Source organism: Streptomyces sp. NPDC036764 (assembly GCF_055609385.1).
Genome location: NZ_JBVJPT010000007.1, coordinates 341,062 through 352,924, shown reverse-complemented (window position 1 = coordinate 352,924; position 11,863 = coordinate 341,062). Strand labels below are relative to the sequence as shown.

General features: G+C 71.7%; 8 protein-coding genes. 7 read left to right on the top strand and 1 reads right to left on the bottom strand.

The features are described 5' to 3' along the window. The first annotated feature begins 35 nt into the window (after nt 1–35). Nucleotides 36–1,628, top strand: coding sequence for a D-alanyl-D-alanine carboxypeptidase/D-alanyl-D-alanine endopeptidase (dacB, locus tag ACZ69Q_RS26535; protein WP_471046258.1), 1,593 nt, complete (start codon nt 36–38; stop codon nt 1,626–1,628). 69 nt (nt 1,629–1,697) lie between these two features. Further along, the gene (locus ACZ69Q_RS26530) at nt 1,698–3,071 is read left to right on the top strand and encodes a cytochrome P450 (RefSeq protein WP_471046257.1); all 1,374 of its coding nucleotides are present in this window, start codon (nt 1,698–1,700) and stop codon (nt 3,069–3,071) included. Nucleotides 3,072–3,205: 134 nt separating this feature from the next. Here ACZ69Q_RS26530 and ACZ69Q_RS26525 read toward each other — a convergent pair whose 3' ends face one another. Continuing rightward, nucleotides 3,206–4,519 carry an MFS transporter gene (locus ACZ69Q_RS26525; protein WP_471046255.1) on the bottom strand — a complete coding sequence of 438 codons (1,314 nt, stop codon included), beginning with the start codon at nt 4,517–4,519 and terminating at the stop codon, nt 3,206–3,208. A gap of 110 nt (nt 4,520–4,629) precedes the next feature. On the opposite strand from ACZ69Q_RS26525, the gene ACZ69Q_RS26520 reads away from it, so the two are divergent. The 5 genes from ACZ69Q_RS26520 (at nt 4,630) to ACZ69Q_RS26500 (ending at nt 11,861) form a co-directional block, all read left to right on the top strand. Beyond that, nucleotides 4,630–5,601 carry a LysR family transcriptional regulator gene (locus tag ACZ69Q_RS26520; RefSeq protein ID WP_471046254.1) on the top strand — a complete coding sequence of 324 codons (972 nt, stop codon included), beginning with the start codon at nt 4,630–4,632 and terminating at the stop codon, nt 5,599–5,601. A gap of 421 nt (nt 5,602–6,022) precedes the next feature. Further along, the gene (locus ACZ69Q_RS26515; RefSeq protein ID WP_471046252.1) at nt 6,023–7,036 is read left to right on the top strand and encodes a DNA polymerase III subunit gamma/tau domain-containing protein; all 1,014 of its coding nucleotides are present in this window, start codon (nt 6,023–6,025) and stop codon (nt 7,034–7,036) included. Further along, complete coding sequence (locus ACZ69Q_RS26510) at nt 7,036–9,240, top strand: polysaccharide deacetylase family protein (RefSeq protein ID WP_471046250.1); 2,205 nt, start codon at nt 7,036–7,038, stop codon at nt 9,238–9,240. The genes ACZ69Q_RS26515 and ACZ69Q_RS26510 overlap by 1 nt, the downstream gene beginning before the upstream one ends. Continuing rightward, nucleotides 9,237–10,571, top strand: a complete 1,335-nt coding sequence (locus ACZ69Q_RS26505) for an acyltransferase family protein (RefSeq protein WP_471046248.1) — start codon at nt 9,237–9,239, stop codon at nt 10,569–10,571. Before ACZ69Q_RS26510 ends, ACZ69Q_RS26505 begins: the two co-directional genes overlap by 4 nt. A 165-nt stretch (nt 10,572–10,736) precedes the next feature. Continuing rightward, nucleotides 10,737–11,861 (top strand): hypothetical protein, encoded by a 1,125-nt coding sequence (locus ACZ69Q_RS26500; RefSeq protein WP_471046246.1) that lies wholly within the window; start codon nt 10,737–10,739, stop codon nt 11,859–11,861. Nucleotides 11,862–11,863: the final 2 nt, after the last annotated feature.

Genomic DNA, 11,863 nt, shown 5'->3' with positions numbered 1-11,863 from the left:
GTTCTCGGGGATGCTGCTGAGGCATGAGCAGACGCGTGAGCGATTCCGAGAGACGCCTCAACTCCCGTAACAGGCTGTGGACTTGGCCCGTGGCCGTGGCGCTCGTCGCCGCCGTCCTGGGGCCCGGCGCGCAGGCCGGTGCGGACTCCGACCGGACCGGCCTGCCCGAGGCCGTCGACACCGTCCTCGGCGATCCGCGGATGGAGGGCGGCGTGGCGAGCGTCGTGATCGCCGACGCCGGCAGCGGTGAACTCCTCTACCAGCACCTGCCCTCCACCCGGCTCACCCCCGCCTCCAACACCAAGCTCGCCACCTCGGCCGCCGCGATGGAGATCCTCGGACCCGACCACCGGTTCGGCACGGACGTCCTGGCCACCGGGAAGCAGTCCGGCTCCCGGCTCAAGGGCGATCTGTATCTGCGCGGCACCGGTGACCCCACCCTGCTCGCCGGTGACTACGACGCGCTCGCCGAGCGGATCGCGGCGGCCGGGATCACCCGGGTCGAGGGACGCCTCGTCGCCGACGACACCCGGTTCGACGACCAACGGCTGGGCCGTTCCTGGGCCGCCGACGACGAGTCCTCCTATTACTCGGCGCAGATCAGCGCGCTCGGCGTGGCACCGGACACCGACTACGACACCGGCACCGTGATCGTGACGGTCCGGCCGGGGGCGTCGGCCGGTGACGCACCCGTCGTCACCGTCACGCCGGACACCGACTACGTCGACATCGAGGTGGCCGCCAAAACCGTCGCCGCGGGCGGGGCCAACGACCTCACCGTCGAGCGTGAGCACGGCACCAACACCGTCGTCGTCAGCGGTACGACACCTGTCGGCGGCGCCGGAGCGAAGGAGTGGGTGACCGTGTGGGGGGTCACCGGATACGCCGCCGCCGTCTTCCGGGACGCGCTCGCGGAGCACGGCGTCAAGGTCGCCGGGCCCACCCGGACGGGCCTGCGGACGCCCGCGACCGCGCGGCGGCTGGCCTCGCACGACTCCATGCCGCTGAAGGACCTGCTCGTCCCGTTCATGAAGCTCTCCAACAACATGCACGCCGAGGTCCTCACCAAGGCCATGGGCGTCAAGGTCTCGGGGAAGGGGAGCTGGGACGCCGGACTCGCGGCGATCGGCGGCTACCTCAAGGGCATCGGCATCGACACCGGCAAGCTGCGGCAGGTCGACGGCTCCGGGCTCTCGCGGATGGACAACTTCACGGCCGGACAGCTCGTCCAGCTCCTCCTCGCCGTACGCTCCGAGCCCTGGTACACCGACTGGCACCGCTCCCTGCCCGTCGCCTGCGCCCCGGACCGCTTCGTCGGAGGCACCCTGCGCTCACGGATGTGCGGCACGGCGGCCGCGCTCAACGCCCGCGCGAAGACGGGGTCGTTGACGGGCGCCTCGGCCCTGTCCGGGTACGTCACGGACGCCGGGGGGCGCGAACTCGTCTACGGCATCGTCCTCAACAACTACCTGGCCTCGTCCGTGAAGCCGCTGGAGGACGCGATCGTGGTGACCCTGGCCAAGTCAACCGCGGAGTCGACCCCGACGGTGACCGTGCCGGCGTCGGTCCGGGGCGGCGGCACGGAGGCGGATGCCGAGTGCAGTTGGCGCAAGCCGGCTCTCTGCTGAGCACCTGCCATGCGAAGGTATGTGCGACCCAGGGGTGAGTCGACCGGATCGCACGGGAAGGGGGGAACCATGACGATGACGACGACGGTCGCCCGGGCGCCGATCGTGACGGGGAGTCCTCTGCTCGGCTCGATGAGCGACCTGCTGAACGACCCCCTCACCGCATATCTGAGGGCCCGCCGCGACCACGGTGACGTGGTGCGCTTCCGGGCCGGCCCACCGGGGCTGCGCTCCGACATCTACGCGGTGTTCTCACCCGAGGGCGCCCAGCAGGTCCTTGCGACCCAGGCGGCCAACTTCCGCAAGGACAACGTCTTCTACGAGGAGCTGCGTCAGTCGGTCGGCAACGGCCTGCTCACCAGCCAGGACGACATCTACCTCCGCCAACGGCGGCTGGTGCAGCCCCTGTTCACCCGGCGCCGGGTGAGCGGCTACGGGCAGCAGGTCGCCGAGGAGGCCGCCGCGCTGGCCGACGTCTGGCGCGCGGCACCCGGCGGGAGTGTCGAACTGGTCGGTGAGATGCACCGCTTCGCGCTCCACGTCGTGGGCCGCATCCTGTTCGGCACGGATGTGAAGCAGGCCTTCGAGACCATCGAGCGCACCCTGCCCCCGCTCCAGGAGTACTCCCTCAAGCGCGGCTTCTCCCCGTTCAAAGCGCCCCGCACCTGGCCCACCCCCGCCAACCGCCGTGCCGTACGCCTGCAGTCGGAGCTGTTCGGACTGTGCGACGGGATCATCGCCAGCCGCCGGGACCGTGCGGACGGGGACGACCTGGTCACCCTCCTCGTACACGCCGAGAACGCCGAGGACGGCAGCCTGGACGCCCACGAACTGCGCGAACAGGTACTGATCTTCCTCCTCGCCGGCCACGAGACCACCGCCACCGCGCTCGCCTTCGCCCTGCACCTCCTCGCCCGGCACCCGGAGGACCAGGGGCGGGTGCGCGAGGAGGTGGACCGGGTCCTCGGCGGCCCCGGCGGACGGCCGCCCACGGCCGCGGACATGGAGGAGCTGCCGTATCTGACCATGGTGCTGAAGGAGGCCATGCGGCTGTATCCGTCCGCACCCGTGGTCGGCCGCCGCTCGGTCGCCGACGCGGAGATCGAGGGCATACGGATACCTGCCGGCGCCGACATCCTGGTCAGCCCGTGGGTCACCCACCGCCATCCCGACTACTGGCCGGACCCCGAGCGTTTCGACCCCACCCGCTTCACCCCGCAGGCCGAGGCGGGACGCCCGCGCTATGCCTGGTTCCCCTTCGGCGGCGGCCCGCGAGCCTGCATCGGTCAGCATCTGTCGATGCTGGAGTCGGTGCTGGGACTGGCGGTACTGCTGAGGGAGTTCGAGCTCGCGGACGCGGAGGAGGGCGAGGTGCCGCTGGGGGCGGGGATCACGCTGATGGCGAAGGGGCCGGCGCGGGTTCGGGTCAGGCCGCGGTCCTGACCCCGGTCTCGTCAGGCCGCGGTCCTGACCCCGGTCTCGTCAGGCCGCGGTCCTGACGCCCGGCATGGGCAGGACTCACGCCGTGGCGGTAGCGGTGGCGGTCTCGTGTTCCTGGCACACGGCATGGGCAGGGCTCACGCCGTGTTCCTGGCGCCCGGCATCGCGAGGGCGATGAGCAGGGCCACCGCCGCCGCCGTGACCGGTACGCCGTAGCCGGCCGTCGCCGTGAGGTGTTCCACCACCCACCCTCCGGCCGCGCTGCCGCAGGCGATGCCGCCGAGCAGGGCGGTCACCGCGAGGGTCATGCCCTCGTTGAGGCGGCCGTCGGGGGTGCGGCGCTGGACCAGGGTCATGTTGGTGATCATGGTCGGCGCCGTGGCCATCCCGGCGATGAGCAGCGCGGCGGACAGCAGCAGGAGCGAGCCGGTGAGGGACGCGGCGAGCAGCGGGAGGATCAGCAGCGCCGTCATGGCGGCCACGCACCACGGGTAACGCTCCTCGGCCGCACCGGCGAACCGGAACCTGCCGTACAGCAGACCAGCCGCGCAGGACCCGGCCGCCTGGAGCGCGAGCACGACGCCCGCCGCCGTGCGATGGCCCTGCGCCTCCGCGAAGGCGATGGTGACGACCTCCATCGACCCGAACACGGCGCCCAGGGCGAGACAGACGGCGAGGAGCGGGGGCATGCCGGGGGAGCGCACGGGCGACGGTGACGGTGCGGGCGTGGCGGTCGTCGTGGCCCCGGTCGTCGTACGCCCCGACGCCGGCGGCTCGGTCGAGCGCTGGGCCGCGAAGGCCAGGACGCCCGTCACGAGGAGCACCACCCCGACCAGCGTCCCCGCCTCCGGGAAGAACGTCCCGCACAGGAAGGCGGCGAGCACCGGGCCCAGCATGAAGCACAGCTCGTCGGCCGCCTGCTCGAAGGAGTTCGCGGTGTGCAGGGAGTCGGGGTCGCCGTCCAGGAGGTGGGCCCAGCGAGCGCGGGACATGCCGCCGGTGTTGGGAGTGGTCGCGGTGGCGGCGTACGCGGCGAAGAGGGTCCAGGCCGGGGTGCCGTACCGCACGCACAACAGCAGTGCGAGGCTCCCCAGCGCCGCGACGAGCGTGGCGGGGACGGCCACCCGGGCCTGGCCGTACCGGTCGACGAGCCGGGCGATCCAGGGCGCGACCAGCGCGGTCGCCGCGAGGCCGGTCGCGGTGACGGCGCCGGCGAGGGCGTACGAACCCCTCGCCCCGGCGATCATCACGACCGCGCTCACGCTGAACATGCCCATGGGCAGGCGGGCCACCAGGTTCGCGAGGGTGAAGGCACGGGTGCCGGGCCGGGCGAAGAGGCGGCCGTACGGGCCGGGCGGGCGGCGCCCGGCACGGGGGCCGAAGTCGACGACGACGAGCGTGTCGGCGGTGACGGTGAACAGACGGGTTCCTCTGGCGGACGGTTGCGGCATGGGTCCTCTGGCGGGCGGTTGCGGCATGGGTCCACCGTCGCCGGAAGTCGATCAAGAGGTCCAACACCTGTCCGATGCGGATTCACGCACCTGCGTTGTAAGTTCGGCGCATGCCCGCTCCCGCCCACCTCGACCCGCGCCTGCTGCGCGCCTTCCTCGCCGTGGCGGAGGAACTGCACTTCACACGCGCCGCGGCGCGGCTGTACGTCGCACAGCAGGCGCTCAGCCGGGATGTACGGCGGCTGGAGCGGGAGTTGGGTGCCGAGCTGTTCGTGCGCACGACCCGGCAGGTCGTGCTGACCGGCGACGGCGAGCGGCTGGTGCCGTACGCGCGCCGTGCCCTCCAGGCGCAGGACGACCTGCTCGCCGCCTTCGGTCAGGCCCGCCCACTGCTGGTCGATCTGAACACGCCGGGCCTGGTCACCGCCCGCCGCGTGCTGCACCGGGCCCGCGCACTCGCCCCCGAACAGGAGCTCATGGCCCGCTACGAGAGCGGCCTGACGGGCGCCGCCGCCGAGATGGTGGCGGGCCGGCTGGACTGCTCGTTCGGACGGTTCGCCGGACTGGACCCGGCGCTGCGGGCGGGCCTCGACCACCAGCCCGTCCGTTTCGAGCCGATGGCGATCCTGCTGCCCGAGGACCATCCGTTGGCCGAATCGCCGCAGGTGCCGTTGGCCGCGCTGGCCGGCGAGACGGTGTACGCCGGTGCCGGAAATCCTCGTACACCGGAGTGGACCGACCTCGCCCGCCGGCTGTTCGAGGGGCGGGGCATCGAGCTCGCCGCGCCCGCGCCGCTCGCGGTCGGCGACGAGGAGTTCCAGCGGATCATGGCCAAGACCCGGAACCCGATCCTCGTCGTGGTGGACTTTCCGGCCATGCCTTCGACGGTGCGGCGCCCGCTCGTCGACCCCGTGCCGCTGTCACCCGTGTCGCTGGTGTGGAGGAAGGGGCTGGTGCACCCCGCATTCGACGCTCTTCGACGGGCGGCGGCCGAGGTCTCGGCCGAGGAGAGGTGGCTGCGCGCACCCGCCGAAGGATGGATTCCGGCCATCGATTCGGCCACTATGGGGGTGCACAATTGACACCCTGGAACCACAAAACCTCCGCGTGCGCTACATTCGTGGCCTGAGCACGGTGTGGTAATAGGGGGCGCTCGGCCGGGTGGGGGCTCGGTACGGCGATGGGTGCTCAGTGTCGTGCGCGCACCCAGAACGGTCCCGTGGGGGGATGTGCGTGCGCGTGAAGAAGTGGCGAGAAGACGCCCAACCGGAGTGGCCCGATGTTCCATCGGCGTCCGGGTCCGGCGGCGGTTCTTCCGTGGGGGGTTCGAGGGGTGACACCCAGGCCTTTCCGGCTACCGGCGAGACAGCGGTGCCCGGCGTGTCTGGTTCCAGCCATCGCTCCCGATCCGAGGCAAGGGAGACGGAGATACTCCACGGTGGCGGGCGTGCCTTCTCGGACGCCGACGAGACACAGGTCCTGCGAGGCGCCCCCGGGGCGTCCGTGACCGACGCCGACGAGACCGCGGTCCTTCCGTCGGTCGGCACGGCGGACACCCGCATACCCGGCGGGGGCGGGCCGGACGTACGCCGGCCCGGCGCCGCCGACTCCGCCCGGGCGGAGGGCTGGTCGGCCTTCGACCGTCCGTCGGCCCGCCGTACCGACGCCTTCCCGGCGGCCGGCCCGACGCGTCCCGCGCCCGCGGTGCGCGACCCGTGGGCCGATGAGCCGGAGCAGTCCGAGCGGCCCGCGCGGCCGGAGCGTTCCGCGCGGTCCGACGGCCCCGGCGCGACCCACGACCCGCATGAGGTCACCGTCCAGCTCGACGGCGTGGGCCTTCACCTCGACAACATGCTGCGCGCGGCCAAGGACGCCCCGCGCGGCGGAGAGAGCTCCGACGGCCCGGTGTTCGTTGACGAGTCGGGCCGCCGCAGCCGCCGTTTCCGCCGTATCGGCATGGCGGTGGGACTCGCCTGTGCGGTCTACGCCGTGGTCATCGTCGCCACGCTGCTGTCCGGCAACTCCGACGCGCCGTGGCTGCCGGTCGAGAACCCCAAGGAGCAGCCGGCCGGCCAGGTCGACACCCCGCCGCTGCCCGCGGAGTCGGCACCGCAGCCCACCGCCACCGGCAGTGTCTCCCCGGGCACTTCACCGACGGCCAGTACGGACGCGACCGCGTCCCCCGGCGCCGACTCCACCGCGCCCGGCGCCTCGGCCACCGCCGAGAACCCCGGCACCTCGGCCGACCCGAAGCCGAGCGCCACGAGGAACACCACCAATCCGGGCACCGATCCCACCCAGGATCCGGATCCGCCCACCCAGCCCACCACCAGCGACCCCGACCCGAGCCCGACGGACGGCGGCGGCCCCACCGAGGAGCCGACCGATCCCGCGACCACCGACGAACCCGCAACCGGGACGGTCGCGAACGGCCCGAGCGACCCCTCTCCCATCGCGCAGGAGCCCGGCACCAACGCCTCCGCGCCCGCCGCCCCGTCCCCGGAGTACACCTTCTGATGGCCTCCCGCACCCGCCGTCACGGGCCCGCGACCGGAGCCCCCGACGGCTCCCGGCGCCGCCGTGTGCCCATGCGCCTGCTGCTGCCCTCGCTCGTCCTCGTCGCGCTGATGGCGATGCTGATGCTGCGGGGGTACGTGCACAGCGAGATCCTGGCGGACCACCGCGTCCGTCCGCCCGCCTCCTCCGACCAGGTGCCGGAGAAGATCCTGAACGGCGGCCCGGTCATCGACACCCGCAGCGGCCGCACCGAGAGCCTCAGCCTCCAGGACCACCGGCTCGTCCTCACCTTCGACGACGGCCCGGACCCGGAGTGGACCCCCAAGGTGCTGGACGTGCTGAAGAAGCACGACGCGCACGCGGTCTTCTTCGTCACCGGGACCATGGCCTCGCGCTACCCGGACCTGGTCCGGCGGATGGTCGAAGAGGGCCACGAGATCGGCCTGCACACCTTCAACCACCCCGACCTGTCCTTCCAGTCGAAGAAGCGCATCGACTGGGAGCTGTCCCAGAACCAACTGGCGATCAGCGGCGCGGCCGGCATCCGCACCTCCCTGTTCCGTCCGCCGTACTCCTCCTTCGCCGACGCCATGGACAACGAGTCCTGGCCGGTGACCGAGTACATCGGCAAGCGCGGCTACATCACGGTCGTCAACAACACCGACAGCGAGGACTGGCGCAAGCCCGGCGTCGACGAGATCATCCGCCGGGCCACGCCCAAGGGCGGCAAGGGCGCGATCGTCCTGATGCACGACTCCGGCGGCGACCGGCACCAGACCGTGCAGGCGCTGGACACGTTCCTGCCGGACATGAAGGCCGACGGCTACGAGTTCGACAACCTCACCGAGGCCCTCGGCGCCCCCAGCGCGCACACCGAGGTCACCGGCCTGGACCGGTGGAAGGGCAAGGCCTGGATCTTCCTGGTCCAGGCGTCGGACAACATCACGGCCGTCCTGGTGGTCTGCCTGTCGGTGATCGGCTTCCTGGTCATCAGCCGGTTCGTGCTGATGCTGCTGCTGTCGGGCATCCACGCGCGCAGGGTGCGCCGCCGGGGCTTCCGCTGGGGCCCGCCGGTCACCGAACCGGTGTCGGTGCTGGTCCCCGCGTACAACGAGGCCAAGTGCATCGAGAACACCGTCCGGTCGCTGATGGCGAGCGAGCACCCGATCGAGGTGATCGTCATCGACGACGGATCGAGCGACGGCACGGCCCGGATCGTCGAGGCGATGGGCCTGCCGAACGTCCGCGTCGTGCGCCAGATGAACGCGGGCAAGCCGGCCGCCCTCAACCGCGGCCTGGCGAACGCCCGCTACGACATCATCGTGATGATGGACGGCGACACCGTCTTCGAACCGGCCACGGTCCGGGAGCTGGTGCAGCCCTTCGGCGACCGGCGCGTGGGAGCCGTCGCCGGCAACGCGAAGGTCGGCAACCGCGATTCGCTGATCGGCGCCTGGCAGCACATCGAGTACGTGATGGGCTTCAACCTCGACCGCCGCATGTACGACATGCTCCGCTGCATGCCGACGATCCCCGGCGCGGTGGGAGCCTTCCGCCGCTCCGCGCTGGAGCGGGTCGGCGGCATGAGCGACGACACGCTCGCCGAGGACACCGACATCACCATGGCGATGCACCGTGACGGCTGGCGCGTCGTCTACGCCGAGAACGCGCGGGCCTGGACCGAGGCCCCGGAGTCGGTGCAACAGCTCTGGTCGCAGCGCTACCGGTGGTCGTACGGCACGATGCAGGCGATCTGGAAGCACCGCAAGGCGCTGGTGGAGAAGGGGCCGTCGGGCCGCTTCGGCCGCGTGGGACTGCCCCTGGTCTCCCTCTTCATGGTCCTGGCCCCGCTGCTGGCCCCGCTGATCGACGTCTTCCTCCTCTACGGCCTGATCTTCGGCCCGACGCAGAAGACCATCGGCGCCTGGCTGGGCGTCCTGGCCATCCAGGTGGTCTGCGCCGCGTACGCCTTCCGTCTGGACAAGGAACGCATGACCCACCTCATCTCCCTCCCGCTCCAGCAGATCCTCTATCGCCAGCTCATGTACGTCGTCCTGCTCCAGTCCTGGATCACGGCCCTCACCGGCGGCCGCCTGCGCTGGCAGAAGCTGCGCCGCACGGGCGTCGTCGAGGCGCCCGGTGGACCCGTGCCGCGGCAGCGCTCGGCGGGCACGCGTGACGGTGATCGGAGGCCGGTCGGATGACGCACGGATACCAGCCGACGGACACCGGCGCACAGGCCGGACCGTCGGATCCCGCATGGCCGGCCGCGCCGTACGGCATGCCGCAGCAGCGAGTGACGGAGCCGGCTCCGGACGCCTTCGAACCGGAGGCCCCCGCCGAACCCCCGGCGCCCGCGCCCAAGAAGCCGGGCCGGGACCGCTACCTGGACCTGCTGCGCTCCATCGCCCTGGTCCGCGTCGTCGCCTACCACCTCTTCGGCTGGGCCTGGCTGACGGTGCTGTTCCCGTCCATGGGCGTGATGTTCGCGCTGGCGGGCTCACTGATGGCGCGTTCCCTGAACCGACCGGCGTGGGGTGTGATCAGGGGCCGTGTCCGACGCCTCCTGCCTCCGCTGTGGGTGTTCAGCGCGGTGGTGCTGGCGATGATGTTCGCCGGCGGCTGGAACCCGGTGAAGGACCCGGACCACGGCGGTACCTGGGCCCTGGTCGACCTGATCAACTACATCGTCCCCGTCGGCGCGCCGCCGTTCCCCTGGCACATCGGCTCCCAGTCGGGCCTGCTGGAGGACACGTGGGCGGTGCAGGCGGCGGGCGTGCTGTGGTACCTGCGCGCCTACCTGTGGTTCGTCGTGGCGTCCCCGCTGCTGCTGTGGGCGTTCCGCCGGGCGCCGTGGCCGACGCTGCTCGCCCCGCTCGGCCTGACGGCCGTCGTGGGCACGGGACTCGTCACGATTCCCGGCGAGACGGGCAACGCGGTCACCGACTTCGCCGTCTACGGCAGTTGCTGGGTCCTGGGCATGGCCCACCACGACGGGTTCCTCGCGAAGATCCCGCGCTATGTGGCCGTTTCCTGCGCGGCCCTCGTGATGGCCTTCGGCCTGTGGTGGGCCTCGGGCCACCTGGGCCCGGACGGCTGGGACCTCAACGACATCCCGCTGGCCCAGGCGACCTGGTCCTTCGGCTTCGTGGTGATCCTGCTCCAGTACTCCCCGTCCTGGCAGGAACTCCCGGGCAGACTCGCCAAGTGGGACAAGCTGGTGACCCTCTCCAACAACCGGGCGGTCACCATCTACCTGTGGCACAACCTCCTGATCATGGCCACGGTCCCGATCCTCGACCGCCTCTACGAACTCCCCTTCATGCAGAGCGAACGAGCGACGGCGGCACTCGACTCGACGTACATGATCTGGATGTTCTTCCTGGTCTGGCCGCTGATCGGCCTGGCCATCCTGGCCGTGGGCTGGGTGGAGGACATCGCGGCGAAGCGCAGCCCACGGCTGTGGCCGAACGGGACGAAGAAGACGAAGAGCAGACGAAAGGGCTCGTCCCGGGCGGGCCACCGAGCGAAATAGACATAACGGACCGGGACGGGAACCCGCGGAGCAAGGTTCCACCAAGATCGGCGGAACTCGGCCGACCGGCGTTCCCGCTGTCGGACCCCCCGTGGAACACTGGCCGGGGCGTGGACGTGAACGGGGTGGCCCCAGGGGCTGGGTGCCGGTGGGGAGCTGGTGTTGATGAGCAAGCGGCAAGTGCAGAAGATGCTGCGGTTGATCGCGACCGGGGAGCCCGTCGAGCTCACCAGTCCGATGGCCTCCGTGAAGAAGCTCGCCAAGCTCGCCTTCATCGCCCAGCAGTTCGGCTACGAGTACATGGACGTACGGCAGAGCGGTGGGCGCAACAACGCGCTCGTCATGCTGATCGTCCCCGACCCCAGCCCTCAGTCCCGTGCCCGCGCCGCGCAGAACTGGGCGCAGTATCCGAACGCCAGTGACGGGGTGTCCGTGCCGCCCCTCGTGCCCGATGCGCACGAACTCCTCAAAGCCCGCATTAACTTCGATCTCACCGGCAAGCACGCCGAGAAGAAAATGTGGTGGGCGGCGGGCGGTATCACCCTCGGGTTCGTGATCGCCGTCGCGAAGGCCGGTGGGGATGGCGACGCGATCGTCTTCTCCGGTCTCGGATGGGTCGCGCTCATCGCCCTGCTCGGGATCGGGCTCGTCGTCACGCGTAAGCGCAACGCCAAGTTCGCGGCCCGGCTCCAGGCCGCCGGCTTCATGCCGGTCACCGACGAGAGCGGGCGGGTGCGGTACCTGCCGCCGGGCGGGCAGATGCCGGGACACGGCAATCCGTTCGGCGGCGCGACCGGCCCCTACGGCAACCAGCCCGCAAATGGTCAGTACGGTCATCAGCCCGCCCCGGGTCCGTACGGTCACCAGCCGGCTCCGGGTCATATGGGGCAACAGCCGGTGCCCGGCCACGTAGGGCAACAGCCGGTGCCCGGTGCCTACGGCAATCAGCCGGTCCCAGGCTCCTACGGCAATCAGCCGGCTCCGGGTTCCTACGGCCATCAGCCCGCCCCGGCCGCCCCTTACGGTGCCCAGCCTCCGGCCCCGGCCGCCCCTTACGGCGCCCAGCCTCCCGCCCCGGCCGCCCCTTACGGCGCCCAGCCTCCCGCCCCGGCCGGTCCCTACGGCCAGCAGCAGCCCGCCACCCCGTACGGCAACCAGCCCGCCTCCGGCCACTACCCCCCGCCGCAGCAGCAGCCGTACCCCAACCCGCAGCCCTACCCCCAGCAGGGCGCCCCGCAGCCGCCGTACCCCCAGCAGAACCCCCACTGGCAGCCTCCGCAGCAGCACTGACG

What these genes read in the sequence shown, in the direction of transcription:
- ACZ69Q_RS26505 (WP_471046248.1), top strand. Translation starts at nt 9,237, where the DNA reads ATGACGCACGGATACCAGCCGACGGACACCGGCGCACAGGCCGGACCG.
- ACZ69Q_RS26500 (WP_471046246.1), top strand. Translation starts at nt 10,737, where the DNA reads ATGAGCAAGCGGCAAGTGCAGAAGATGCTGCGGTTGATCGCGACCGGG.
- ACZ69Q_RS26525 (WP_471046255.1), bottom strand. Translation starts at nt 4,519, where the DNA reads ATGCCGCAACCGTCCGCCAGAGGAACCCGTCTGTTCACCGTCACCGCC.
- ACZ69Q_RS26530 (WP_471046257.1), top strand. Translation starts at nt 1,698, where the DNA reads ATGACGATGACGACGACGGTCGCCCGGGCGCCGATCGTGACGGGGAGT.
- ACZ69Q_RS26510 (WP_471046250.1), top strand. Translation starts at nt 7,036, where the DNA reads ATGGCCTCCCGCACCCGCCGTCACGGGCCCGCGACCGGAGCCCCCGAC.
- ACZ69Q_RS26520 (WP_471046254.1), top strand. Translation starts at nt 4,630, where the DNA reads ATGCCCGCTCCCGCCCACCTCGACCCGCGCCTGCTGCGCGCCTTCCTC.